Origin of the sequence: Acinetobacter faecalis (assembly GCF_034187745.1) — a bacterium.
Taxonomy (GTDB): Bacteria; Pseudomonadota; Gammaproteobacteria; order Pseudomonadales; family Moraxellaceae; genus Acinetobacter; species Acinetobacter faecalis.
The window spans coordinates 100,949-127,915 of record NZ_JAXHPF010000002.1 but is presented as its reverse complement, the minus strand read 5'-3'; the positions used below and the strand labels follow the sequence as shown (position 1 = coordinate 127,915).

The 26,967-nt window shown below is 36.5% G+C and carries 28 protein-coding genes; 21 read left to right on the top strand and 7 right to left on the bottom strand.

Features of this window, described 5'->3' with window-relative positions:
* Nucleotides 1-53: 53 nt before the first annotated feature.
* From bfr to gmk, 6 genes are all read right to left on the bottom strand, one after another.
* Entirely contained in the window at nucleotides 54-518 is a 465-nt protein-coding gene (gene bfr / locus SKM54_RS02530) for a heteropolymeric bacterioferritin subunit Bfr (protein ID WP_321087566.1), read from the bottom strand.
* Nucleotides 519-762: 244 nt separating this feature from the next.
* The gene (locus tag SKM54_RS02525; RefSeq protein ID WP_154772217.1) at nucleotides 763-957 is read right to left on the bottom strand and encodes a bacterioferritin-associated ferredoxin; all 195 of its coding nucleotides are present in this window, start codon (nucleotides 955-957) and stop codon (nucleotides 763-765) included.
* A gap of 186 nt (nucleotides 958-1,143) precedes the next feature.
* The gene (locus SKM54_RS02520; protein ID WP_154772216.1) at nucleotides 1,144-1,527 is read right to left on the bottom strand and encodes a RidA family protein; all 384 of its coding nucleotides are present in this window, start codon (nucleotides 1,525-1,527) and stop codon (nucleotides 1,144-1,146) included.
* A 74-nt stretch (nucleotides 1,528-1,601) separates the two neighbouring features.
* Nucleotides 1,602-3,707 carry a RelA/SpoT family protein gene (locus tag SKM54_RS02515; protein ID WP_321087568.1) on the bottom strand — a complete coding sequence of 702 codons (2,106 nt, stop codon included), beginning with the start codon at nucleotides 3,705-3,707 and terminating at the stop codon, nucleotides 1,602-1,604.
* 219 nt (nucleotides 3,708-3,926) lie between these two features.
* The gene (gene rpoZ, locus SKM54_RS02510) at nucleotides 3,927-4,208 is read right to left on the bottom strand and encodes a DNA-directed RNA polymerase subunit omega (RefSeq protein WP_004809957.1); all 282 of its coding nucleotides are present in this window, start codon (nucleotides 4,206-4,208) and stop codon (nucleotides 3,927-3,929) included.
* Nucleotides 4,209-4,285: 77 nt separating this feature from the next.
* Nucleotides 4,286-4,909 (bottom strand): guanylate kinase, encoded by a 624-nt coding sequence (gene gmk, locus SKM54_RS02505; RefSeq protein WP_311917909.1) that lies wholly within the window; start codon nucleotides 4,907-4,909, stop codon nucleotides 4,286-4,288.
* Between the two features lie 133 nt (nucleotides 4,910-5,042).
* Here gmk and ispH point away from each other — a divergent pair, with 133 nt between their 5' ends.
* The 21 genes from ispH (at nucleotide 5,043) to SKM54_RS02400 (ending at nucleotide 25,947) form a co-directional block, all read left to right on the top strand.
* A complete protein-coding gene (gene ispH, locus SKM54_RS02500; protein ID WP_321087569.1) occupies nucleotides 5,043-5,993 on the top strand; it encodes a 4-hydroxy-3-methylbut-2-enyl diphosphate reductase in 951 nt (316 codons plus the stop codon).
* A gap of 157 nt (nucleotides 5,994-6,150) precedes the next feature.
* Entirely contained in the window at nucleotides 6,151-6,585 is a 435-nt protein-coding gene (locus SKM54_RS02495) for a pilus assembly FimT family protein (RefSeq protein ID WP_321093853.1), read from the top strand.
* A complete protein-coding gene (gene pilV, locus SKM54_RS02490; RefSeq protein WP_321088933.1) occupies nucleotides 6,579-7,106 on the top strand; it encodes a type IV pilus modification protein PilV in 528 nt (175 codons plus the stop codon). The genes SKM54_RS02495 and pilV (SKM54_RS02490) overlap by 7 nt, the downstream gene beginning before the upstream one ends.
* Nucleotides 7,106-8,098 carry a PilW family protein gene (locus SKM54_RS02485; RefSeq protein WP_321088932.1) on the top strand — a complete coding sequence of 331 codons (993 nt, stop codon included), beginning with the start codon at nucleotides 7,106-7,108 and terminating at the stop codon, nucleotides 8,096-8,098. The genes pilV (SKM54_RS02490) and SKM54_RS02485 overlap by 1 nt, the downstream gene beginning before the upstream one ends.
* Nucleotides 8,098-8,841: a PilX N-terminal domain-containing pilus assembly protein gene (locus tag SKM54_RS02480; RefSeq protein ID WP_321093848.1), complete on the top strand. Its 744-nt coding sequence runs from the start codon at nucleotides 8,098-8,100 to the stop codon at nucleotides 8,839-8,841. Before SKM54_RS02485 ends, SKM54_RS02480 begins: the two co-directional genes overlap by 1 nt.
* Nucleotides 8,842-8,865: 24 nt before the next feature.
* Complete coding sequence (locus SKM54_RS02475) at nucleotides 8,866-12,660, top strand: PilC/PilY family type IV pilus protein (RefSeq protein WP_321093843.1); 3,795 nt, start codon at nucleotides 8,866-8,868, stop codon at nucleotides 12,658-12,660.
* Between the two features lie 12 nt (nucleotides 12,661-12,672).
* Complete coding sequence (locus SKM54_RS02470; protein WP_321091288.1) at nucleotides 12,673-13,164, top strand: type IV pilin protein; 492 nt, start codon at nucleotides 12,673-12,675, stop codon at nucleotides 13,162-13,164.
* Between the two features lie 331 nt (nucleotides 13,165-13,495).
* Nucleotides 13,496-13,975, top strand: a complete 480-nt coding sequence (locus SKM54_RS02465) for a pilus assembly FimT family protein (protein ID WP_311917901.1) — start codon at nucleotides 13,496-13,498, stop codon at nucleotides 13,973-13,975.
* 2 nt (nucleotides 13,976-13,977) lie between these two features.
* A complete protein-coding gene (gene pilV / locus SKM54_RS02460) occupies nucleotides 13,978-14,481 on the top strand; it encodes a type IV pilus modification protein PilV (RefSeq protein ID WP_311917900.1) in 504 nt (167 codons plus the stop codon).
* On the top strand, nucleotides 14,482-15,465 hold the full coding sequence (locus tag SKM54_RS02455) for a PilW family protein (protein WP_311917899.1): 984 nt from the start codon (nucleotides 14,482-14,484) through the stop codon (nucleotides 15,463-15,465).
* A gap of 1 nt (nucleotide 15,466) precedes the next feature.
* On the top strand, nucleotides 15,467-16,216 hold the full coding sequence (locus SKM54_RS02450) for a PilX N-terminal domain-containing pilus assembly protein (RefSeq protein WP_321091287.1): 750 nt from the start codon (nucleotides 15,467-15,469) through the stop codon (nucleotides 16,214-16,216).
* A gap of 228 nt (nucleotides 16,217-16,444) precedes the next feature.
* Nucleotides 16,445-20,164 (top strand): pilus assembly protein, encoded by a 3,720-nt coding sequence (locus SKM54_RS02445; protein ID WP_321093841.1) that lies wholly within the window; start codon nucleotides 16,445-16,447, stop codon nucleotides 20,162-20,164.
* Between the two features lie 3 nt (nucleotides 20,165-20,167).
* On the top strand, nucleotides 20,168-20,752 hold the full coding sequence (locus SKM54_RS02440) for a type IV pilin protein (protein WP_311917896.1): 585 nt from the start codon (nucleotides 20,168-20,170) through the stop codon (nucleotides 20,750-20,752).
* The gene (locus SKM54_RS02435; protein ID WP_311917895.1) at nucleotides 20,739-21,179 is read left to right on the top strand and encodes a type IV pilin protein; all 441 of its coding nucleotides are present in this window, start codon (nucleotides 20,739-20,741) and stop codon (nucleotides 21,177-21,179) included. The genes SKM54_RS02440 and SKM54_RS02435 overlap by 14 nt, the downstream gene beginning before the upstream one ends.
* A gap of 144 nt (nucleotides 21,180-21,323) precedes the next feature.
* The gene (rpsP, locus tag SKM54_RS02430) at nucleotides 21,324-21,581 is read left to right on the top strand and encodes a 30S ribosomal protein S16 (protein ID WP_054580916.1); all 258 of its coding nucleotides are present in this window, start codon (nucleotides 21,324-21,326) and stop codon (nucleotides 21,579-21,581) included.
* 25 nt (nucleotides 21,582-21,606) lie between these two features.
* A complete protein-coding gene (gene rimM / locus SKM54_RS02425; RefSeq protein ID WP_321088923.1) occupies nucleotides 21,607-22,155 on the top strand; it encodes a ribosome maturation factor RimM in 549 nt (182 codons plus the stop codon).
* 27 nt (nucleotides 22,156-22,182) lie between these two features.
* Nucleotides 22,183-22,929, top strand: a complete 747-nt coding sequence (trmD, locus tag SKM54_RS02420; protein WP_321087577.1) for a tRNA (guanosine(37)-N1)-methyltransferase TrmD — start codon at nucleotides 22,183-22,185, stop codon at nucleotides 22,927-22,929.
* A 201-nt stretch (nucleotides 22,930-23,130) separates the two neighbouring features.
* Nucleotides 23,131-23,505 carry a 50S ribosomal protein L19 gene (gene rplS / locus SKM54_RS02415; RefSeq protein ID WP_086213123.1) on the top strand — a complete coding sequence of 125 codons (375 nt, stop codon included), beginning with the start codon at nucleotides 23,131-23,133 and terminating at the stop codon, nucleotides 23,503-23,505.
* Between the two features lie 141 nt (nucleotides 23,506-23,646).
* Nucleotides 23,647-24,555, top strand: a complete 909-nt coding sequence (truB, locus tag SKM54_RS02410; RefSeq protein WP_248101284.1) for a tRNA pseudouridine(55) synthase TruB — start codon at nucleotides 23,647-23,649, stop codon at nucleotides 24,553-24,555.
* 31 nt (nucleotides 24,556-24,586) lie between these two features.
* Complete coding sequence (locus SKM54_RS02405) at nucleotides 24,587-25,357, top strand: sulfite exporter TauE/SafE family protein (protein WP_407061292.1); 771 nt, start codon at nucleotides 24,587-24,589, stop codon at nucleotides 25,355-25,357.
* 131 nt (nucleotides 25,358-25,488) lie between these two features.
* Nucleotides 25,489-25,947, top strand: coding sequence for a hemerythrin domain-containing protein (locus tag SKM54_RS02400; protein ID WP_321093838.1), 459 nt, complete (start codon nucleotides 25,489-25,491; stop codon nucleotides 25,945-25,947).
* A 49-nt stretch (nucleotides 25,948-25,996) separates the two neighbouring features.
* Here SKM54_RS02400 and SKM54_RS02395 read toward each other — a convergent pair whose 3' ends face one another.
* Nucleotides 25,997-26,863 carry an EamA family transporter gene (locus tag SKM54_RS02395; protein ID WP_321093835.1) on the bottom strand — a complete coding sequence of 289 codons (867 nt, stop codon included), beginning with the start codon at nucleotides 26,861-26,863 and terminating at the stop codon, nucleotides 25,997-25,999.
* Between the last annotated feature and the right edge of the window lie 104 nt (nucleotides 26,864-26,967).

Sequence of the window (26,967 nt, the reverse complement as noted above, 5' to 3'; positions counted from 1 at the left end):
CTAAGAAAATAAAAAAGCCAGCATTTAGCTGGCTTTTTTATGACATAAATATTTTAAAGCTGACTTTGAATATAATTTTCAGTGCCAACGGTTTCTACTAAATCTAATTGAGTCGTTGTCCAATCAAGGTATTCTTCTTCTTTTTCAAGAATCTCTTGAACAATGTCACGCGTAACATAATCAAGTTCTTGTTCAGCTAAAATGACAGCTTTCTGAAGAGCTTCTATGTTTTCTTTAACTTTACGAACATCACAGTTTAGAACTTCAACGGTATGTTGACCAATATACAGCTTACCTAGGTGCTGTAAATTTGGTAAACCTTCCAAGAATAAAACACGTTCAATAATTTTATCTGCATGTTTCATTTGGCGAATAGATTCTTTGTATTCTGCAGAACCTAATTTTTCAATTCCCCAATCATTAAACATACGTGAATGTAAGAAATATTGGTTAATTGCCGTTAAATGATGATAAAGCACCTGATTTAGCTGGTTAATCACATCACGATTGCCTTTCATTAAACTACTCCATCCATTATTCAATGCTTGGTCATCAAGCGGCATTTTTAATTATATTAACCAACAGAAGCACTATTGGCGAGAGATTTATAGAACAGCAAATGAAAATCGCAATCAAAATCAAAAGTACAGATTTAGAATTTTAAAAACGCAAGGCAATAAAAACCCGCTAGAGTCAGAAGCGGGGGAGGAATAATGATCTTTAGATCATTGGTTTTATAATTATGCTTATTTGAAAATTGAGTTAGGCTGCAACTGCTAAGCGAGAAGCAATCATTGAAATTTCATCGCTAATAATCGAACGAGCTTCTGGTGCACAACGACCGCAGCATGTGCCAAGGTCTAATAAGTCACGTACGTCTCTGTAGCTATCTGCGCCATTTGCAATAGCATCTTTAATGTCTTGATCTGTAATACCACGGCACAAACATACGTACATTGATACAACCATAAAAGAATAAATAAGATAAGTGATATTATTGATAATTATTATCGTTTGTCAATAAAAATCATTTAATTTGCCTTTTATTGTTATTGAGTTTTTGAATAAAAAAATGCCACCTGAGCGAAAATTTGAGTGTTGCTCAAATTTTAGCGCAAGTGGCATTTATAATTAGATTTTAAGTTATTGATTAATAACTACAATACCATCCATTTCAACTAGAGCACCTTTGGGTAGGCTTGCAACCCCTAATGCTGCACGAGCAGGATAAGGTTGAGCAAAATATTCGCCCATAATTTGGTTTACAAGTTGGAAATGAGATAAATCTGTTAAGAAGATATTTAATTTAGCGATATCTGCCAAAGAGCCACCTGCAGCTTCACATACTGCTTTCACGTTATCAAATACACGTCGAATTTGTGCTTCAATACCTTCAACAAGTTCCATGCTATATGGGTCTAAACCAATTTGACCAGAAAGATATAGGGTATTACCTACTAAAATAGCTTGAGAATAAGTACCGATAGCAGCAGGTGCATTTTCAGTATGAATCACTTGGCGGGACATCTATTTCTCCTTTGGTCATTTTCAATTCATCATAAGCTATAGAAAGGCTTCATAGAAGCCTTTCTTGCTAAATTCTAGCTCGCAATTGATGATTCAGGCATATTGATAGGTAAAGATAAACGAGTAATACGTGGGAAACCAAAGTGCATACGTAAATCACGGATAATTTTAGCAATTTGATTTCGGTCGTTTACCACAACATTGACATAGGTTTTTGCTTCGTAAGCACGAACCATTTCTACACCTACTTTAGCTTTACGACATTGATAAATGAGTTCAGAGATTTGCTCATCATTCATGTCCATATCAATAGATAAATAAGCATTGAAACTCACATCATCTACATCTTCAGATGTCCAATGAAGTGGCATGATATTTTCAGGATGCAATTGCTGTTCATGTAATAAATTATGGCAACGAATACGGTGAACAATTAATCCACGACGAGACAAATGTCCCATAATCGGGTCATCTAAAACAGGGTTGCAGCAATGTGCATATTTAACATCTACACCTTCTGTACCTTGAATTAAGCGATTTGATGTGTGTTCTTCAATTATTTGGTCTTGAACAAATAAATGGTTTGCGACCAATTGAGGTAATAAATCACCCACTGCAATTTGTTCGTATAAATGCTCTTTAGACTCTGCATGACGCCAAGTTAATAAATCATTCCAGTCGTTATCTGTTAGGTCTTTAATAGAGCGATTAAACAGTTTTAAAGCACGATTTAAAGCTTGTTCGCCAACAAGACGTTGTTCATCAAGATCTTGTTCACGCAAAATATTTTGTAAAGCACGGCGTGCTTTTTGTGTATTAATAAAACTCAACCAATCTGGATTAGGTGTTGCCAACACATCGGTAATAATTTCAATGACTTGACCATTGAGTAGCGGTGTAGATAAAGGCTTTGTTTCACCATTAATTTTTGATCCAACTGCATGGTTACCCAAAAATAAGCTTGCTGAGTAAGCAAAGTCTACAGCAGTTGCACCTTGTGGCAGTTCATGTAAATGACCATGAGGGGTGTACACCCAAATTTTTTCTTGGTGTAAATAATCTAAGAAATCATTAAATGTTGTTTTGGCACAACTTCCATCTACAAGGAAGTTTAAGTTTTGCATAGATGCTTGAATTGCAGAACGACAAGCTTGAGGTGCATTTTCACCAAGTACTACGCCAAAACGTGCTGCTTTACGCATCAGTTCAGTTTGGATTGTAAGAGATAAGGTCGTATTTTCGCCTTTTAATCGCATCATTAACGATTGGTTACCGCCAGGAAGTGGGCGACGAATATGATCTACGTAATGAAGGACTTTAAAGTTTTCTCTTAAAATGTCTGCAAGACGGTCACAGTCTGCAATGCTTTGTAAAATAATTTCAAAGGCATGGCTGTGCGTGAGTTCTTGTAGGTTGATATCATTTTTAACGAAGTGTCTGAGTAGCTCAATATTGTTATTTTTCTTTTTAATTCGACCTTCAATATTATGGTTCTTTAATAGGTCGTTTAGATTTTTTTCCCAAATAGATTGGTATTCACAGCGTTTTGGCTTTGTTTGCAGTAGTGCTTCTTGAATGTTATCGAACATATCTAAATCTAGATTTTGATAACATAGATGCTCTAGGTTATCTGCCATTTCATTCATACCAACTATACGTGCCATTGGTACAAAAATATCGATGGTTTCTTGGGCAATACGTGCGCGTTTATCTGGGCGTAATGCTTCAAGGGTCGTCATGTTATGATAACGGTCTGCAAGCTTAATAATAATAACGCGAGGGTCTTGTAGGGTGGCTTGTAGAATTTTTCGGAAGGATGCTGCTTTATTATATTCTTTATCGCTTGAGTGGCTAAGTTTGGTCACGCCATCTACAAGCTCTGCAACGGTTTTTCCAAATTTTTCGGTAATATCTTCTTTACTAAATTCTGTATCTTCAATAACGTCATGCAATAGTGCAGACATAAGTGTTTCAGCATCTAATCGCATATGAGCCAGAATACAACTGACTGCAATAGGATGCAGGATATAAGGTTCACCACTTTTACGTGTTACACCATCATGTGCAATGTCTGCGTAATCACAAGCCGCAAGCACTCTATCGACATCGCTTTCACTTAAATAAGCATCGATAATTACTTTAAGTTGTTGTCTGGCTTGGCTGACTTCTGCACCCGGCATAAACCACCTTTTCTCTAAAGTTGCAATGTAATAGGAGATAGAAACTACTAATGAAAAGCATATTGAGAAGTATGTCAATTATTTTTTCATTTTGGGAGTTAGTAGTATCAATTCAAAGAAAAATCTTTATCTCTTATTTATAACTGTTATTTAAAAAATATTAAAGTTCTAAAATAAAAAAAGCCTAGTTTTAAACTAGGCTTTTTTGAGGGTTAATTCTTATTGAAAAGAAAAACCATCTAAATTTAAATTGTTTGCAGAAAGTGCAAGGTCAAGACTAGATGTTTGATAGTCTTGGTCGCGTTGTTTCAAGATGTCTTTAGACACATGACCTTCAGCAATTTCACGTAAAGCGACAACAGTCGGTTTATCATTGTCCCACTCAACAGTAGGTTCAATGCCTTGACGTGCCAATTGACGCGCGCGTTTGCTTGCCACTAGTACAAGCTCAAAGCGGTTGTCTACATGGTCTAAACAATCTTCAACGGTTACGCGTGCCATAAGAATTCTCGTTTGAATTAATAAATTTTAACAGACTGAACAGTATAAGGCTCTTTGCTCTTAGACTCAAGTTTTAATCACTTCATTGCTGGAGTAATTAATTTCATAATAAGTTCTTGATGTCTGTTTGCTTGTTGAGAAAGTGTTAAACGATTTGCAATAATAACTGCTTCTAAATCATGTAAAGCCTTATTGAAGTCATCATTAATAATGACATAATCGAAGTTTGAATATTGTTGCATGTCTTCAACGGCACAACCTAAACGATGTTCAATTACTTCAACAGAGTCTGTGCCACGGTTAGATAAACGTTGACGTAAATCAAACTGGCTAGGTGGCAAAATGAAAATTTGTTTAGATTCAGGAAAAAGTTTACGAACTTGTTCAGCACCTTGCCAATCAATTTCAAGTAAAACGTCATGACCTTTTGAAAGTTGTTCTTTTACGGTTGCTTGTGCTGTTCCGTAGTAATTGCCAAAAACTTCTGCATATTCTACAAAGCCATCTTGCTTAACAAGCTCAAGGAATGTTTCTTTTTGCGTAAAATGATAATGAACGCCGTCTAACTCGCCAGGGCGTTGTCCACGTGTCGTATGAGAAACAGAAACGTGTAGGTTGTTAACACGCTCAAGTAGGGCTTTAACTAAAGATGTTTTGCCTGTTCCTGAAGCAGCAGAAACGACAAACAAGAGACCCGACATGATATTTTTCCTGATATGATAAAATATCTTCTCTATTTTAGAGTAGAGCATGCTTAAACAAAATAGCTAAGCGTCGTTTTGTTTGTATTATTTTTCAATTCTTCTGCAAATTGACTTGAACATCGAGGGTTCTATGGAAATTGTATTGGCTAATCCACGTGGTTTTTGTGCAGGTGTAGACCGTGCAATTGCGATCGTAAATCGCGCTCTTGAGTGTTTTAATCCTCCTATTTATGTGCGTCATGAAGTCGTACACAATAAATTTGTTGTAGATGACTTACGTCAGCGTGGCGCAATATTTGTTGATGAGCTAGATGAAGTTCCAGATGACAATATTGTTATTTTTAGTGCACACGGCGTATCCAAAGCGGTTCAACAAGAAGCAGCACGTCGTGGCTTAAAAGTATTTGATGCAACTTGCCCATTGGTGACCAAAGTTCATATTGAAGTGACTAAGTATGCACGCGAAGGTGTCGAAGCTATTTTAATTGGTCATGAAGGTCATCCAGAAGTAGAAGGTACGATGGGGCAATATGACAAAAAAAATGGTGGTGAAATTTATTTAGTAGAAGATGAAGAAGATGTTGAGAAATTAATAGTTAATCATCCAAATAAAGTTGCATTTGTAACGCAAACTACGCTTTCAATTGATGATACTGCGAAAGTAATTGATGCTTTACGTCAGAAATTTCCAGAAATTCAAGGTCCACGCAAAGACGATATTTGCTATGCAACGCAAAACCGTCAAGATGCTGTACGTGATTTAGCAACACAGTGTGATGTTGTACTTGTTGTTGGTTCACCAAACTCATCAAACTCAAATCGTTTACGTGAGCTTGCTGAAAGAATGGGAAAAAAAGCATATTTGGTCGATAATGCAGAACAGTTAGATAAATCGTGGTTTACAGAAAATTCTAAAATTGGTGTAACGGCGGGTGCATCCGCTCCAGAGATTTTAATTAAACAAGTGATTCAACGTTTGCAAGATTGGGGTGCACAGGCGCCTGAAGAGCTTGCAGGTCGTGAAGAAAATATTACTTTTAGCTTGCCAAAAGAACTTCGTATTCAGGTGGTACAAGCATAAATTTCTTGATTTTTACATGAATTAAGTCTCAAAAACAGGTGGTCACTGTGTGTTGGTCATCTGTTTTTTTATACCATTTATCAAATATTAGTATGTTTTTTGTTCACAAGGGGTTTAGTTTAAAACAATAATAAAGTTAACTGCCATGGTGGTGGTCATGAGAACAATAAGAAAGGGTTTTACTTTTATAGAACTTATTATTGCAAGTTTAGTATTTGCAATAGTAGCTGTGCTCGCAATACCGTCTTTTAGCAAAATGTTGGCGAAACAAAATCTCAATTCTGATATTCGTAGTTTAGCGAATGTTCTGACTCAGGGGCGCAGTCAGGCTGTTTTTTTAAGAAAAGAAATTCAAATTAATTTTGCGACCGGTGCTAATACAGATACTCAGTACTATTGGAGTATCAATCCACAAAATAAACTAATTTCACCGGCAACTTTATCAAGTTTAACATTTAAAAAAGATGGTGCTTTAAGTGCTGTAACAGCCGATATCGAATTTAAATTATGCAATTCAAAAATAGGAATAACTAAAAATTTAATTTTGACGAAAAGTGGTTCCATTTTTTATAAAGCGGATGGGACATGCTAATGATAAAAATAAGAAATCAAAAAGGTGTAGGCATGATTGAAGTTTTGATTGCATTACTTCTACTTGCTATTGGTGTTATGGGATTTACGGCTTTACAACTTAAAGCGGTAGATGCGACCGATGAAGCAATGTCAAAAATTGAGGCGATGAATATCGCGCGAGATGTTGCTGAACGTATTCGTGTAAATAGAAATAGTTTGGCGACATATGTAGATGAGCTAAATAAAACAACACAAATCAATATAACAACATCTGGATTAAAAAAGTGTTTGGGTAATACCGTTTGTACGGGTACCGACATGGCGAAATACGATACAGCTCAAATCGTAAGTCGTGCTCAAAGCACAGCAATGCAAATTTCTTTACCGAATTGTCAAGTTGTAGGTGCTGTAGACCGTATTTGTATTTACATTGCTTGGGGTGAAACAAAGCCTATAAATCATGCGACAGATAAACAAGCTTGTACTTCGGGAGGTACTTATTTACCTGAAGCTAAATGCATTGTCATGGAGCTATATTAATGAAAAATAATAATCAACTTGGCTTTACTCTTATAGAGTTAATGATTGCGATTGTGCTTGGTTTGCTTATTACAGCAGCGGCTATTCAATTATTTATCACGGGGCAAATTTCTATAAATACTCAAAAGGGTATGGCAGAAATACAAGAAAGTGGAAATTTTGGTTTACGTTATATTACGAGCGATATTCGTCGTGCAAATTATGAAAATGTAGGTTTAATTAATGATCGGTTGTTGAATAGTGGCATTCTTTTAACATCTAGAAATGCACCTGCCGTTGTTCCAACTACTATATTTAATCCCTCCAATATCCCAATAAATTATCCAAATAGTCTTGCGACTGCGGTTCCTTTGAGTTCGAGTAAAACACAATTAAGTAATGTGCTTGATGAAGCCAAAGCGGAATTAAAGTCGGATCAATTGGTTATCCAATATTATGCAGATCAAAATGGAACGGATTGCGAAGGAAATAGCTATACATCTGGGCGATATATCGTACAACGTTATTTCTTAAGATTAGACACGAATGTTTCGAATGCCGAAGCAAATCAAGCATTAGCCTTAGCGTGTGAAGCTGGTTGGTATACCGATGCAAGTATAAAAATTCTAAAAAATCCATCGACCTCTACATTGGAATTTGGAAAAACTGACGGTGAAATTTTAATTCGTCGCGTAGATTACTTGCGTTTTTTATTGGGCGTTTCGAACAACGACCTTAATAATAGTTTTAGATATATCAGTGTATCAGACTATCTTGCGTTGCAGACTTATCCAAGACCAAGAATATCTTCAATACAAGTTGGAATGCTTGTACGTTCAAATGATACGGCGAATGTTTCTAGTTTGATTTCAGATGATAAGGTTTATGGTGTTTTAGACCAAAATATTTACTTAAAACCACATGCAAATACAACAAAATATCTACGCAGAGTTGTGTCTCAAACCATTGCTTTAAGAAATGGAATGTACACAGAAGCGAAGGCGGTGATGTAATGAGAAAGCAAACAGGATCTACCTTAGTGATTGTTCTATTGCTACTTATGGTAATTACGATTGTTGGTACATTTGCGATACGACAAAGTATGTTGAGTTTAAATGTAGCGACAAATAGCCAAGCACAACAACTGTTAATGCAATCATCTGATGCCGTGTTATACAGAATTGGAAATACAAACTTTGCTAGTACAAGTGGGAATCCGACATCTTTATTGGGATATGCACTTAAAAACTCAGGAAATGAAGTCGTTTTCTGTTTTAGAAGTCAATTAAAGCAAGATACGGCATTTTCTGTTGGTACAACAAGTTTATTGAACTGGAATGAGAACAGTACTGATATTACTGTAAGTGGTGTATCTGGGTTTTGTGACTTAGCGAAACAGGCAGATTATGCAAGTAGTCGTAAAGCACAAATTACACAAGTTACGATTGTGGTTAATCCACCCTCTAATATTGAATCAAAACCATTGCAAAGTGTGAACTTAGGAAGTGATTTATCTAGTTTAGGTAAATTGGATGCAGAGCAAACTAAACGTGTGCGTGTTTATGTGACATCAATTTTGCCCAATTTAAGTACAGCTACAGCAGTCAAAATAACAGCATGTTTAAAGCGACCAAGTGAAAAACCATTGTCAGGTAGTGCAGAAACAATAGATGCATGTTTAACCAAAGAAAATGTTCCGTTTAATACGCAGATGCAAGATTTCATTTTAGATACTTATATGGGTGTTGCGAGCTAAAATCTAGATTTGGGGAGAATAAAAATGTATAAAAATAACATAAAACAAAACACCAAAAAGCTACTTGCTTGTTTGATTTCAGCGAGTTTGACAGGTATTTTTTCAACATCAATTTCATATGCTAGCGATATTGAAATTTATAAAAACCCAACAGTGAAAGGCCATACGATTGTAATGCTTGCACTGGATAACTCTTATAGTATGGGGTTGACAGATTTAGGTAAAAATAAGTCTAGATTGGCCATTTTAAAAGACTCTTTGAGAGATGTATTGCAGGGAGTTAAAGATGCTAATGGAAACTATACAACTACACCATTACCAGATAATACCATTGTTGGTTTATCTGTATTTGGTAATGGGCCTAGACACGGGAGAATATTAGTTGCTGCACGAGCCTTGAATGAAAGGGTCTCAATTACATCATCGAAAACCCAAAGAGAATTATTAATCGAAGAAATTAATAAAGTCTCAGCAAATGCGAGTACACCTACAAGCTTACTATATGGTGAGGCGGTTTCTTACCTAAGGGGAACAGCGACATCTGGACCTTTAGAAATCAAATCTATTAATGATGGTGTTGATGTTGATAAAGGGCCACACACGAAGTTTGATAGTATTACGGATTCAAGTCTTAAGTCTCCTTTAGTCTCAGGAATGTTTGGGGGAAGATATATTGCACCTATGTCAAAATTATCTGCTGAGGAACAACAATGTTCAGCACAAGGTATTTTCTTTTTCACCGATGGTGCTCCAACCACGATTACACCGCTTATAGCAGAGCCAATTTATAAAAATGCATTAAATGATATGTCATTTTCTTGTGAGTCTACAGAAACTCCTGCGATTTATTACCATTTAAAAAATGTTGATGGCTATCATCGAGGGGCTGGTGTTGATAAATCTGAAGTTAAGGAAATGGGATATGCTGATGCGACTCGTTTACAAAATAAAATCGTAGTTGCAGGGGTAAGTGGGAAGAATTCCTATGTAAATGGTAAGCATGATGTTTATGAGGATCGCAGTGCTTGGCAATGTATAGGTGCAATGGCGAAGCATATTGCTTTTGAAACAGATCCAAGGAAGCGTATTTATACTGCGATAGTAGGTTTTGGTCCTGATTTTAATGAAGACTTATCACAAACTTGTATTGAGTCTGCTGGTACAACTTATGCAGGCGATACGCGCTATAAGTATTGTGGAAGTGAAGAAATTACTGCAAGTTCGCGCGGTTATTCAAATGGTTTAAACGTTCAAAATGCTTTTAGTTGGGGCGAGTTAGGTAAAGGTACAACAAGTAAATTACATTATCCTGATGCATCAGATACACATCCAGCAAATATTATCCCAGAGCGTGGTGGTTACTTTGATGCTAGTAATGGAGAGTCACAGCCAATTATTGATGCGCTTTCAAATTTCGTAAACAGTATGAGTGTGAATTTTGATACCGCAAGTATTGGTACTTATGTCGTACCTGTTGACCCATTATCATCACTTGCATCTTCAAATGTATTTGCACCGCAATTTCAACCAAAAATTAGCGGGGCTGGGGGAAGTGTTCAATCTACACAACAATTATGGTTAGGGAATTTGAAAAAATATCGTCTAAACAATTTAGGTGTAATGGTTGATGCAAGAAATATTGAATTGCTCTCTTTAAATGGTTTGGTAAATACGAATAGTAAGGATTTATGGAATATCTCAAATGATAATGATGGTGCGAGTGCTATTTTAGGTGGTGTTGCAAGTTTAATTAATATTCCAAATGGTAAAACAGGCTCACATAAAGTTGTTAGTAATGTAAGTGAAATTAATACGCGTCCGCTGTTTACAGATGCAAAAATTGAAACTTTAGATAGGATTGTTGAGAGCCTGAGATTAAAGAAGCTTACGAGTCATAATGCTTTAACTAAGATAGATACTGCATTAGTACTTGATCTTAATGAGGTAGATTTATTTAAGGTTGGTTTTAGAAGATCAATTTATCAGCCTTACTTGTTATCCGCTCTTGGTTATCACATGGATAAATCTTATTTAGATACTGAGTGGAATACTACACGTTGGAGCTGGGATCTAGATAAGGTAAAAAGCTTGAATACAACACGTCAAATGGGCGGGGTATTACATTCAGATCCGATTTTGGTGACTTCAGAAGCTCCAGTTGATGAAAATGGAAATGTCGTACAAGAACTTCGGGATAGATTTAATAATCTTAAAGCATCTCGCCAAGATTATATCGTGTTTGGCACTATGCAGGGGTTGCTACACATGGTGGATCAAAATACAGGTCGAGAAGTATTTTCATTTTTACCTCACGAGATTATTAATGATCCTGAGCGTAAAGATGCATTACTCGATATAAGTAATTTGCAAAAAGCAACAAAGCATCCTTTTTACGGTATAGATGGTCCATGGGTATCTTCAGTCGATTATGAGTATATTGAAGAACCAGATAATACTTTTGAGGTGTTGCAAAATAACATAAATAAGAAAACATATATGCGTAAATTTAAAGCCAAAACAGCTAATATCTATGGTGGTATGCGCATGGGTGGAAATAGTTATTATGCACTTGATGTTAAAGATCCGACAACGCCTAAATTCTTATTTCATGTAGATGCTGCAAATGGAAAAATTAAAAGTGCAACAACAGGCATTACGAGCACATCTGCAAATCCCGCTTTACAAGCTATGGGACAAAGTTGGTCAAAACCAACCTTAGCTAAAGTACGTTTCAATGGCACGCTACGTGATGTCATGATTGTAGGTGGGGGTTATGACTATAATGTCTATGAAAATCTTCAAGCACGGTCAACAAGTGACAAAGGTGCTGGCGTGTATATGTTTGATGCTAAAACGGGTGAGCTTTTATGGAATGCTCGATATGGCACGGATAATACATCTACTACAGATGTTAAAAACTCAACTTTAAAATACAGCGTAGTTAGCCAAATTAAGGCGTTTGATCGTAATGCTGATGGGTTGGTTGATAATTTGTATTTTGGTGATTTGGGTGGGCAAGTTTTCCGTGTAGATTTGAATAATAATTTGGGAACAGCTAAAACCAGCTTTGGTCGTGTAGTGCGCGTGGCAGATTTTTCTGCAAAGAAACAACGTTTTTATGAAATGCCTGCTTTATCTATTCATGAAGATAGTGGTGCTAAATTTGGTGTAATTAGCATAGCTTCAGGAAATAGAAGTTTTCCAACCAGTGTAAGTAATGGCTTTGATAATCGAGTTTATGTCTTATTTGATAAAGATATAGCATCTGAATCTTTATACGCAGCAGGTTTCGCACCATCAGTAACGCTTACCGAAGCTGATATTTACGATTGGGGTGCAATTTCAGCATCAAATATTGGAGATTTAAGAACAAAAACTAAAAGAGGTTGGTATTACATTTTAACATCGACCAGAACAGGTATAGATGAGCCATTAAATACAGGTACTGTAAAAGCACTGAATGGATATACAGTTGTTGCATATAATGATGTTTATTCAGATTTATATGTATCATTGTTTAATCCAAATCATGCATCAACGCAGCAACCAAGTGCTTGTGTTGGGGGGATTACAGGTTCGAGTGTTATTACCAAATTCTGCTTACCTTATGGCGTATGTGGTGACTCTTCTTTAGGCTCCTCTGTTACAAATAACAAAAAAGTGGCATTTGTATCTAAGCCAACAGATGGATTCTCCCGCGTAAATGCCGGTGGATATAACGATGGCTCAAGAAATTTGGTAACGATTATTCCTAATGTTGGGCAGAGTTATCAAATGACAAAAGTATTTAAGAGCCGCAATTGGCGTGAAGTTCAATAATGGTAGAAGCTTATGAATATAAAAAATGGTTTTACCTTAATAGAATTAATGGTGATTTTAGCTGTTATTGCGATAATAGCGGCTATTGCAGTACCGTCTTATCAATCTGAAATTAGAAAGCTAGATGCGTCTGCTGTGCAACAAGAAATGCTTAAATTGGCAGATCAATTAGAGCGATATAAGAGTCGAAATTTTTCATACCATGGTTTTGATCCAAAGTATTTATACGATGAAGTAAATCCGATGAGCTTTGTTAATTTTCCACTTAAAGGTACAAAAAAATATACGATTAGTTTGTATGATAGTAGTGAATCAATAGGAAAAAAATTATTAAGCTCAGATGGTGGTTTAGGTCAAAAATGGGCAATTATTGCTTTAAGTGAAAGTGAAAAAAACTATAGTTTTTTACTCACAAGTACAGGAATTCGTTGTAAAAATAAGACCAAAGCGAACATCGGTTTTACAGGTTGTGGCGCTGTAAATAAAGGTATGGAAGCTTGGTAGATTCATTTAAAATTGAAAAATTATAAAAGAGCAAGTGGTTAAAATCACTTGCTCTTTTTTATTATGTCTAAAATAAATGTATGTGACTTATATCATGTGTTTTGAAATTCGATGGATATCAATTTATTTTGCATTATAGATTAATGTCTTTTTATCGTGATAAATGGCCTTTCATCCTGTTTGTTATTGTGTGAAATGTTGAGTAAATGTTATTTTACGTAACAGTGGACTCTATGCTCAAAAAATTCACGTTAATGCGTTCTGAGAATACAAATTTAATTAAAAAAGTTATTTAAAAAGTTGTGCTTGTGCAGGGGTTGTTCCAGTGGGAATGAAAAATAAAGTGTATCTGGGTTTGCAAGATATGAAGGGGTTTACCTTGATAGAGCTGATGATTACGATCGGAGTTCTTGCGATTATAGCAACTATGGCAATTCCATCATTCTCTAATCTTGTTGCTAAACAAAGGTTAGATGCTTCTGCACGAGCAATAGCACAAGTATTTGGTGATGCTAGAGCGCAAGCAGCGACGTTAAGAAGAGTCGTTACGGTTACTCCTACAATAGGAACAAATACTGAGGTGGTTTTTCATTGGTCTCCTAAATATGAAGATATTGAGCTTATTAATGGAACTCAATCAGTATTGTTTAATGAAAATGGGCTAGCTCGAAGAATTAATATTGTTGCAGGTGTTGAAACAGAAATCCCTTTAAATTTTCAACTTTGTAGTACGAGTTTAAAGCAATCTAAAACAGTTGTTTTATCTAGAACTGGTGTTGTTGAAGCAATTAGAGACTCGGGGGCTTGTTAGTTATGTATAAAAAAAATCAGACAGGCGTAGGAATGTTTGAAGTTCTAGTTGCATTATTCGTTTTAGCAATAGGCGTGCTTGGATTTTCTGCGCTTCAATTACGTGCTGTAGATGCAACGATAGAAGCAAATGATAAGACTTTAGCAATGAATGTAGCTCGAGACTTAGCTGAAAGAATTAGAATAAATAGATTGTCATTAGAGGATTATGTCAATGCTATTAATACTCGGAGCTTTGATACGACATGTTTAATAGCTACTCCAACTTCAAATTCAAGACCAGCCTGTAATGGGGCTACGTTGGCTCGATATGATGCCGGAGAAATAGTACAAATTGCTCAAAACCAGGGGCAACAAATTGTAATGGCTGATTGCCATGAAAGTACTAGAACATGCATATATGTTGCATGGGGGCATACAAATATTGCAAATGATAATATTGCTAGTTGTATGGTTGCTGGTAGTTATGTTGCGAATGCTAAATGTATCGTATTAGAGGCCTTTTAAGTGAAATTATTTAATCAAAAAGGTTTTACAATAGTTGAACTAATGGTGTCTTTAGTATTGGGGTTGATTATTTCTGCTGCTGCTATTCAGTTATTTTATACAGGTCAGAAAAGTGCAATGATTCAACAAGGTAGCTCTAACCTTTTGAATAGCGGTTACTTTGGGCTTGATTATATGTTAAATGATTTAAGGCTTGCAAATTTAGATGCTAATGAAGCTTTAGTTGATAACCAAGTTCTACATGGTGGGTTGGTTTTGGATAGACGCAATATTTCTACATCCCCAACATTTCAAATGACTAGTGCGAATGCTGGTAATAATTATTTAACAGTAGCAAATATTGGTCCTACAAACTTAAATATCGCGAATGTTGGAAGTGATCAGTTAGTTGTTCAGTATAGAAATACAATTGCAAATAGATTTGATTGTGAGGGTAATGCTATTCCCGTAAATAGCTATATTGTACAGCGTTACTTTGTAAGACCTGTAGTTTCACCAGAGGAAAATAGCGATCCTAACGAGCCAAATCAAGCGCTTGCCTTAGCATGTGTGGCTGCAAATTATAATGCTGATAATTTGAATTCGCTTAATTTAAGTGGAAATGGTCGCATCGTTATTCCTCGTGTAGATCATTTTCATGTGCTTTTAGGCGTTGCTGATGATACTCAAAATACTAGTGTTACACCTGTTGCGGCTGGACAAGATGGTGTGTTAGATCGGTTTGCATATATGACAATTGCTGGATATCAGCAGTTAAATCCTGTGGCTCCAGCTAGAAAGCCTCAAATTGTGGCTATCAAAATAGCTGTTTTAGTGAGATCTCCAAATAGTGTTGGAAGTTCAGATTTATTTAATCCTGCACGGAATTATCAGTTATTTAATGTAAGTGGGCCGCTTATAGCTCATGCAAATAACAATTTATATTTACGTAATGTTTTATCGCAAACAGTTGCCTTAAGAAATGGCTTTGGCTTGGAGAAGTAATATGAATTATTCAAAAAGTCTCTCTAGTCAAAAAGGTGCAACATTAATCATTGTTCTAATTATGCTCCTACTTATTACTATAATTGGTACTTGGGCAATTCGCGGAAGTATCACAAGTTTGAATATTGCAACGAATACTCAAGCACAGGCTTTATTAAAACAAAGTTCTGATGCTGTCTTTTTTAAATTAGAAAATGATACATCGAACGATTTAATTTTAGCGAATATGCAAATAGGTGATGGAATTTTGGCTTATTTAATGCGGGCTGAAAATAAAGGGAAGGAGCTTGTTTTTTGTATAAGAGGAAATGTTGCAAATAACTGGGAAGGTGCTCGACAAGGCAGTATTGTGTATTGGCAAGGTTCTACAATTAATAATAGAGAGCTAGGTGCTAATGGTTTTTGTCAAGCGACTCGATCTGCAGATTTTACAAGTGGCCGTCAAGCCATTTTGACGCGTGTAGCTATTCGTGTTGCACCATCGAGTAATGATTTTGGTCATATGGTAGATGGTGATGACAAAGAGGGTAAAGGTAAAGATATTTCAACAGTTATTGTGAACGCAACATCGCTATTGCCTAACCTAAGTACTGCCACAGATGCACAAGTGAATGCCTGTATTTCAAATTTTACGACATTTGTTGATGGAAGTTTAAACAATAGTACGGTAATGGATTGCCTTTCAGACTTTAGAATTCCTTATAGTTCGCAAGAAATGGTGTATACATTGCGCGCTGTGAAAAGTAGTTAAGGGGAACATGAAATGAAAAAAGTAAATGATTTAGCTCAAATTAAAAAGTATTTCCCGGATGAATCTACTGTGAAAAAAGTAAATGTCACAGCTTTGTCGGCAATAATTACAACAAGCATTTGTTTGGCAAGTTACCCAACGTATGCAAGCGATATCGAAATATATAAAGTGCCTGAAGAAAGTGTGGGATCAACAACATTAATTTTTATGTTGGATATTTCAGGGAGTATGGGGGGAGGTGATACTGGTCAGTTTGGTTCACGTTTGAATCGATTGAAGCAAGGAATGCGGGATGTATTATTAGGTTCAGGAACGAGTGAACCATTAGATGATAAAGTGATTATTGGCTTAGGCGTATTTGAGGGTAATAATGGTCGCATAAATACTCAGGCTAAAGCATTAGGGGATGATTTAGGCAGTAAAATTACAAATAAAAAAGAGATGTATTATAGGATTATCCGAAATGGTTCGTATTTTTATAGTACATGCTCAGCTAGGCATGCATTAACTGAAAGTTGTAAAGCTTGGTCGACGGAAACGACTTCAAATCCAGGTCTTTCAGGATTGAATTATTATGATTGTTATTTTGGTTCGAGTTGCCGTGTGTATTACACAACTGGGAAAGAAAGAAATAAAACCCATAGAGATGATTTATTTGAGGATATAAACACTTTAGATGATTTGGGTAATACGCCGACGCCTTATGCTTATGCAACTGCTGCTGCATATTTAATGGGACAGAAAATTTCAGAGTCAAACAAACAGTGGTTTTTTAAGAGAAGTAGTAATAGTAATTATTTGATTTGTAAAAAATGGAATGGATCTATCTGTTCAGAATGGACTGGTTGGTATAGTGGATTTAAAACCAATGGGCAGGGGATAGAGCAGGGAGCGGCTGATACTGTTGATGATTATAGTGGAAATTATTACGTTGGAACTGGATTATATTCAGGGTTTATTCCTTCCGTCGCTGATTCAAAAAATGGGGATAGTTTTAAGGGGATAAGCTCTATTCAAGATCAGGCTACAAATCCAGCAAAAAAAGAATGTAGTGGTCAGGGTATTTATTTCTTAACGGACGGTGTTCCTGTTGTTAATGGAGATTATACCGATAATACAGGTGTGACGGGTGTTGCTCATCAGTTAATGAAAACTAGCTTAGCTGATAAAGGTGCTGACTTTACTTGTGCTGGTGGTTCAATTGGTAATATTGCGACGACTACAAATAATGGTCGAGTTTGGGCGTGTATTGGTAAGTATGCAGAAGCACTTTTAGATCCAAATAAAAATCCTACCGGACTTCAAATAAAAACGGCTGTTGTTGGTTTTGGTAGTAGTTTTAATGATACGACAGGTAGTGTTGACGTTGAAAATGCTAAAAAGTGGGGGATTCTTGGAGGTGGTGGTTGGACCGCGGGCAATAGCTCTAAGGATATTGTAGATAGTGTTAATACCTTTGTTAAGAATCTGAATATGGACATCCCGAGTATGAGTACGGGAACATCTGTTATCCCAGAAGATGCTTTGAATCCGTCTATAATTCAGGGTTATGCATATTTCCCTCAATTTGAACCGAAAGTTAATAAAACCGATTTGCAGCAAATTTGGTTGGGTAATTTAAAAAAATACTATGTTGTTAATAATGGGATTTATGCAAATGGAGTGGCTAGTGTAGCTAATTTGGTCATCAACAATGGTGTTCTTCAAAATCAACCAGATATTTGGCGTAATACGGCACTTCAGTATACAGATAAGGATCCAATTTTTTCACAACATGGTGTACTTGGTCAGTTAGGGCTTGGACAAACTAATGGTGTCACAAATAGATATTTATTAACGGATTATAAATTTGAAAGTCAAACTGCTGATAATCATGTAAGTAGTAAAGTTTTAAAGCTGAATCAGATTAAGTCAGACTATACAAAAGAATCGCCTACTAAAAATGACACAAAATATTCACGTCAGCTGATGGGATTATTGGGTTATGACATCAAACGAGTTGATGTAGATGATGCTGCACTTGTTGGATATGATTTGGTTGGAAAAGATTCAACACTTCGTCAAATAGGTGCACCGCTTCATTCTGAGCCAGTGTTATTAACACAAGGTGGAAAAATTGAAGTCAAAAAAAATGCAGTTACAGGTCAAATGGAAACTGTAACTACGGGGCGTCAAGATTATGTACTTTTTGGAACAACACAAGGATTAGTTCAAGTTGTAGATGCAAATACAGGTAAAGAAAAGTTTGCATTTGTACCTAGTGAGATTATTAAAAACCAATCAGAAACCTTTATGAATAGAGGTGGACTATTGGCTGGTGGTAAAAATGCTCTGTACTATGGAATAGATGGAGAGTGGACAAGTCATAGTGTTTATGTCACAGATAAAGATGGGGCATTAACTGTTGGGAAAGTAGAGCGTCCGATTTATGGAAGTTCAACGACAAGTCAAACTGTTTCTGGGCACCAATGGGCATATGGTGGTATGCGTATGGGCGGAAGAAGTTATTATGCATTGGATTTATCTGATATTGAAAAGCCAAATGTAAAATTTCATATCGAACCAAATACAGGAAAAATTTATTCGTATGATCCTGTATCTGAAATTATGGATACCAAAACATACAGTGATATTTCACAAATGGGGCAAAGTTGGTCTAAGCCTGTATTAGGTTATGTAAACTGGAAAGGTGTGCGTAAGCTAGTCATGTTTGTTGGTGGTGGGTATGATGCCGGTGGCACGAATGGGGATGGCTTATATGATAAAGGTTTGAGAAGTGGTTATGCGGGATATGAACAATATAATTATAAGCAAACTAATGGTATAGGTTCTGGCGTATATATGTTTGATGCAGAAAATGGTGATTTGTTATGGAAAGCAAGTGCCACAAATGCAGGAGACACTAAAGTTAAGTATTTAACACAACCAGATTTAAAATATAGTGTTGTAAGTTCAATTCAAACAGTAGACCGTAATAATGATGGTATTGTAGATCACTTATATTTTGGGGATTTAGCGGGTCAAGCCTTTCGAGTGGATTTTGCAAATGATGCAAAACCAACAAACTCTGATTTTTCTTCACAAGTTACACGTATTTTGAATGTAAATAAAACAATAGGAACAGAGGGTTTGAGCCCTCGGTTTTATTTACCGCCAACTTTTACTGCTCATAGCAGTGCTGGAAAGCCAAATGGTGCAAATATCGTCATGGCAGTATTTGCATCGGGTGATAAGAGCTCTCCTTTATTAGGTACTGTTGATTCGCCGACAAAGAAGAATACCGATAATCTTGAGTATAATGGTGTTTATGCTATCTATGAGCATGATATATATAGTAATAATAATGGAAAATTCCCTTATTACACAGCAATAAATCCATTAAAGTCTGGTAAAACATTAGCGGTTAGTAATGCTACTCCTACAGTAGGAACGCTAAAATACATGAATAATGCAACAACTGGGGCTTCTACTGCTGAATGGGGTGGTTGGTATTATTTATTTAAAAAGAACATGGATGGGAGTGTTGTAGGTATTAATGGTGCGGGTGCAGGTATCATTAAAGCATTAAAACCATTAATAGCAATGGAAAACAATCTGTATGTAAGTCAGTTTGATCCTGCTGATAATGGTACAACCACTAGCTGTGGTGCTGGTGTGAAAGGGCATACATTTGCAACACGGTTATGTTTACCTCAAGGTATTTGTACAGATGGAGCCGAATATACTTATAATTTAGGTCCTGGTGATGTGAAGCTAAATGTTGGTCCTGGTCGTTCATCAGGCACCCGTGAGTTGGTTGTACCAGACCCAACGAATGCAGGTGGTAATGGTGGTCAAATCTGTACGGGCTCTAGTTGTGGTGGTGGATTTATTCCAGCAGGGGGGCCAATTAAGTTTATTCCTAATCAATGGTATGAAAAATATTCACGCACAGGTAATGGTGGATAAAGCATGCGATCGAAAGGTTTTACATTAATTGAGCTAATGATTGTTCTAGTTGTTGTGGCGGTTTTATCCGCCATAGCACTACCTATGTATAATGAGTACATACGTCATGCTACAGCTGCAAATGCTTTACAGGAAATGCAAAAAATAGCAGATCAATTAGAGAGACATAAGTCAAAGAACTTTAGTTATAAAAATTTTAATGCAAATTTTTTATATCAAAATAATGAAAGAGTTACATCTACTTCATTTTCTAATGCGAATCAGACATTAACAGTGCCGCTAAATGCTACAGGTAGTGCAATTACATATACCTTGCATATTCGTGATGGAAATAATCCGGCTTTAAGGTTGACGGATGCAGCTGCAACAGGAAAACGTTGGGTGATATTGGCGGTAGCTAATTCAAAACTAAATAATGGCGGTACGTGTACTACATGTAATTCCTTGCAACAACAAAATGATAGTTTTTTAATGTCAAGTACAGGAATTCAATGTAAAACAAAATTAGCATTGAAAGCAGCTGATACATTAAAGACGACAACTTTAGATTCAACTCAACCATGTGGAGCAAAAGGTGAAAATTGGTAATGTAAAGGGTTTAACCTTAATTGAGTTGCTTATTGTTCTTGTAATTATTAGCATTATTTCCGCAATTGCATACCCAGCTTATCAAAATAACAAAGTAAAAGTTCAAAGAAACGATGCTAAAGCAGAAATGCTTTATATTGTTCAAAGGATGCAGGCATATAAATCTACTAATGGTACATATTTAGGTGCAACTATTAATCAGCTCTATGGAGCGGGTACAATTCCAAAAAATGGGACAGCCTTTTATAATGTTGTATTTGATGGGGCTCCCACATTAAGCCGATGGACTCTGATTGCTCGACCTATAAATGGAACACCACAACAAGGTGACGGAGTTCTTTGTATAAATGAGCTAAATCAAAAGTTTTGGGCTAAAGGAGCTACTAACTGTAATTTATCGAACGTGTCGGACTGGGATGGTAAATAAGTTAAATTCAAAACTGTGGATAAATCATTATTTAACCTTTCACTTTTCTAGAATTTAAAGTAAAATACTGCGCTCTATGAAAGGGGTTTGAAATGTATCGATGGTCGATGCACGGATAATCCGTAAAAACTATAAGGTTCTATCATGGTTGTTATTCGTCTTGCACGCGGTGGTGCTAAAAAACGTCCGTTCTATCAAATCATTGTGACTGATAGCCGTAATGCACGTGACGGTCGTTTCATCGAACGTATTGGTTTCTTCAACCCTACAGCTCAAGGTAAAGCAGAAAAACTTCGTTTAGATGCTGACCGTTTTGCTCATTGGGTTTCTCAAGGCGCTCAACCGTCTGACCGTGTTGCTTCTTTAGCTGCTCAAGCTAAAAAAGCTGCAGCTGCTGCATAATTCTGAATTAAGTAGTAGATAGCCCATGACACCAACACAGAATGTTCCAGAAGATCGTATTCAGATTGGACAGCTACGTTCAGCATATGGATTAAATGGGTGGCTCTGGGTTTATTCCAATACCGAACCTATGAGCAACATCTTTGACTATCTTCCTTGGTACATTGAGACTAAGGAAGGTTGGCATACAGTAGATGTAAAACGCTGGAAGCCACATGGTAAAGGCTTAGTTGTTAGTTTAAAGGGTGTGATTGATCGCACCGCTGCTGATGGCTTAGTAGGTACCAATGTTTGGATTTCAAAAGCGCAACTTCCAAAAGCAGGAATGGACGAGTTTTACTGGTCTGATTTAAAAGGTCTAACAGTGTTAGGGCTTGGCGATGACGAACAAGAAGTAAATCTTGGTAAAATCCATGAAATGTTTGAGACAGGTGCCAACGATGTGATGGTGGTTCACGCAACACCAGATAGCGTTGATGCTGAAGAGCGCATGATTCCATGGCATAAAGATGTGGTACAGCAAGTTGATCTTGAAGCTGGTCGTATTTACGTGAATTGGGGCGTAGATTACTAATATTTTTTGGAAATAAGGGAGTCTGCGATGTTTTTTGCAGTCATTACGCTTTTTCCTGAAATGTTTGAAGCGATTACAGCCTACGGAATTAGCGGGCGTGCAGCAAAACGCGAAATAGTACAAGTCACTTGTATTAATCCTCGTGATTATGCTGAGGGTAACTACAAAAGAGTGGATGAACGTCCATTTGGTGGTGGTCCAGGTATGGTAATGATGGCTGAGCCTTTGTCTCAAGCAATCAAACATGCCAAAGAGCTTGCAGCGCAAGCAGGAGCAGTTCAGGTTCCAGTGGTGTATATGTCACCACAAGGGAAAACTTTAAACGAACCTGCGGTACAACAATTTGTTGAATATGACGGATTAATTGTACTGTGTGGACGTTATGAAGGTGTCGATGAGCGTTTGATCCAGCAATATGTTGATCAGGAATGGTCAATTGGAGATTACGTATTATCTGGCGGTGAATTACCTGCGATGGTTTTATTAGATAGTATTATTCGGAGACTTCCGAATGCGATGTCTGATGAACAATCACACGTTCAAGACTCATTTGTGGATGGTCTTCTAGACTGCCCACAATATACTAAGCCAGATCATTTTGAAGGTTTGGATGTGCCTGAGGTGTTAAAATCTGGGCATCATGCAAATATTGAAAAATGGCGGTTTTTGCAGCGATATCAGCGTACACTTGAACGCCGTCCAGAGTTGGTTGAACAAGTAGAACTGACAAAGCAGCAGAAAAAATGGCTAAAAGATTCGCAAAATAAGTCGTAATTTTTTATCTCTTATTTTGTAAAAGTCCGAAGTTTTACTTAGGATTCCGTACTTAATTTTAAAATTAAGTATTCTTTAATAGGCTCATTATGCATTGAAGTGGTCAAGCATAAAGAGAAAGATAATCGGGTGTATGCGCCTTAGCCTCTATACCCCGCGATAATCAGACCTCTTCTGACTCGCATTTATTGGAGATACCCCATGAGCGGTAAGCATCCTTTAGTACAAGCTGTTGAAAACGCACAATTAAGAACTGATCTTCCTGCATTTGCACCAGGTGATACAGTAATTGTTTCTGTAAAAGTTAAAGAGGGCGACCGTGAGCGTCTTCAGGCTTTTGAAGGTGTTGTAATTGCGATTAAAAACCGTGGTTTAAACTCTGCATTCACAGTTCGTAAAATTTCTAGCGGTGTTGGTGTTGAACGTGTTTTCCAAACACATTCTCCAATCGTTGCTAAAGTTGAAGTTAAACGTCGTGGTGATGTTCGTCGCGCGAAACTTTACTACTTACGCGAATTGTCTGGTAAAGCTGCACGTATCCGTGAAAAATTACCAGCTCGTAAAGTTAAAGCTTAATTTTAAGTTTTACACGAGTTCGAAAAATGCGCCTTTAGGCGCATTTTTTTATACTTAAAATTTAAATAAGACGAACTAACATTGATAATAACACCTACAGATTGTTACCATGAGGCAGTTTATAAATAGCCTAATTTTTATATGAAAAAGCCTTCTCCTAAAATTCAACGTCGTCATATTAGTGGTGTATTTCTTTTAAATAAGCCTTTGGGCATTAGTTCTAATGGTGCATTACAAAAAGTACGTTGGTTGTTCCGTGCTCAAAAAGCAGGGCATACAGGAGCTTTAGATCCTTTAGCTTCTGGTTTACTTCCTATTTGCTTAGGAGAAGCAACAAAGTTTTCACATTATTTATTAGACTCAACTAAACGCTATCAAACAACAATTAAGTTAGGCAATAGCACAACAACTGGCGATGTAGAAGGTGAAGTTTTTCTTGAAAAAGAAGTACCTGAATTAACTGAAGAAAAAATAAAAGAAGCGCTAGATAAATTTATTGGTGATATTCAACAAGTACCGCCTATGTATTCTGCTCTAAAAAAAGATGGTCGTCCTTTATATGAGTTGGCACGTCAAGGCATTGAAATTGAACGCGAAGCACGTCCAATACATATCTTTGCAATAGAACTACTGTCTTATACAAACGACAGTATTACGCTCGATATCACTTGTTCTAAAGGTACATATATTCGGGTATTGGGTGAAGATATTGCACAAGCGTTGAATACATATGGTCATTTGACCTATCTGCACCGTATTCAAACAGGGCAATTTGAACTTATTCCAACATATACCATTGAATATTTAGAAAGTTTGACTGAAATGGAGCGCGAAGCATTATTACTTCCTGTATATGCGCCTATTGATCATTTTCCAAAAATTCAGGCACCTGAAGGTCGTGCTGAATATTTTAGCCGTGGTATGGAAAGTAATATTGATCATGAAGCAGCAGAGCAGGTTGTGGTCTTTGATGGCGATAAATGTTTAGGTTTAGCTGAAATTACAGATAAGAAAAGATTAGTGCCGAAACGCGTACTAAACTTGTTATAAAGTTTAAATAAAAAAGCAAAGGGAGATATTTGTGGATATTGAGATTATTCTCAGTTTGATTTTTTTTGCTTTTTTTGCAGGAGCAATTGATGCAGCTGTTGGTGGTGGTGGCTTAATTCAAATTCCTGCCATTATGGGGGCAATGCCTCAACTTAGTCCTGCAACTGTTTTTGGTACCAATAAACTTGCATCAATTTGTGGTACTGCATCGGCCGCTTATAGTTTTGTTCGCAAAGTTAAACTGAAATGGAAACTCTTGGTTGTTATTGGAATATGTGCATTTATTAGTTCTTTTGCAGGTGCTGCATGCGTTTCGATGATTCCAAAAGAAGTATTACGACCATTTGTATTGGTCATGCTTATTGTAATTGCGATATATACCTTTGCTAAAAAAGAATTTGGTCAGGTTCATGTAAGCCAGGAACTCAGCACTAAGGTTCTAATATTGGCTGCTGTAGGTAGCTTATTGATCGGGTTTTATGACGGAATTTTTGGTCCTGGTACGGGCAGTTTTTTCATTTTCTTCTTCATTCGTTTTTTACAAACAGACTTTTTACATGCTTCAGCATTGTCTAAAATTGCTAATTTTATGACGAACTTTGCTGCACTAAGTTTCTTTATTCCAACAGGTCATGTACTTTTTGGTGTTGGTCTTATGATGGCTGTTGCCAATGTTTGTGGCTCATTGGTTGGTGTTAAAATGGCACTGAAATATGGTAGTGGGTTTATTCGAATTTTATTCTTAATATTAGTTTCAGTATTAATTGTTCGCTTGGGATATCAAACCTTTTTTACTGCTTAAAAAACCAACAACAAAAATAAACATACATCTCTGTGAAGTTATTGCATAAATAGGTGAGAGTAGATTTTACTTACTTACTTATTTGTGTGAATTTGAATGGATCATATAGCTAAAAGCCAGAGGTCATAATAATGAATATATTTGAAGCATTACGTGAAAGTCATAATAAACAAAGAGAAATAGCAGAAAAATTAATACAAACATCAGGAGATACAGAAAAAAGAAGATCTTTGTTTGATCAATTTAAAAATGAACTATTTGCACATGCTGTAGCAGAGGATCGTTATTTTTATATTCCATTAATGATGACCGATTCAGGATTGAATATAACCCGTCACGCACTTGCGGAACATCATGAAATGGATGAATTGCTTGAGCAATTAACTGAAACAGATTTTAGTAATACGGGTTGGTTGGCGATAGCGAAAAAATTGTCTGAAACTGTGCTTCATCATTTAGAAGAAGAGGAACATAGCTTTTTTCAGCAAGCAGGAAAAATTTTGGATGATAAGCAAAAGGAAAATTTAGCAAAGAAGTATTTGACTGAATATAAAAAGTATTTGAAAGCGGACAAAGATAGTCTTACTTAAATTTATGAACCTAAAAAGTAAAAGGGATGTTGATACATCCCTTTTCTATTCAAGCTGTTTTTACTTTATTGGATTTAAAAGTCACACCAATAGATGCAAGCATGACGAAAGACAGTGCAATCCATTGTAAGAATCCGATTTTTTCTCCCAATAAAAATAATCCCGCCAATGCTGCAAGTGCTGGTGAAAGGCTAAGTAAAGTTCCATAGCTTAAACGGCTTAAATGTCTTAAGGCTTTTAAATCTAAAGCGTATGGAATGGCTGTTGCTAAAATAGCGATAGCGAGCGCTTGTCCCCAATATTGTGTATTTAGAAGTGCATCAGCATTGTTATATAAACCAATTGGCAACAAGCTAATAGCAGATAAAGTGATTGCGATAGTGAGGGCGTGCATGCCTATATTTTGGTGAGCAACCCTTTGTCCAAAAAAGATATATCCTGCCCAGCACAAGCCCGCACCTAAAGCACAAAACGCACCAAAAATAGAGAAGTTATCTGTATTGGCTTGTCCCCAAGGCACCATAAGTGCTACACCTAAAATGGCGAAAAGTACCCAAATAAAATCGCTACGTTGCTTAATAGAAAGTAAGGCTAAACCTAAAGGCCCAATAAATTCTAAACCGACTGCAATACCTTGCGGAAGTTTGCCTAAAGACATATAAAACAAGACATTCATGAAGCATAAAGCTGCGCTATAACACAATAAATCTCGCCATTTTAAAAATGGTAATCGTTTTAAAATTTGCCAAGAACGAAACATCAAACAGACAATAATGGCTGCAAAACATAGGCGTAAAATAGTCACAGAAAGAGGGTCTATTTGGCTAAAAAGTTGTTTGGCAAATGAAGCGCTTATTTGATACGAAATCATGGCAAGAACCATGTACAAAACAGCGAGAAGTTGTGATTTTGGCATTTTTATATCACTACACCCAAAAGGTGTGAGCATTAAAGTCGAAGATTGAGTATATCAATTCTGCTTTTATTTTGATGTTGGAAATATAGCCAAAATGTAAATTC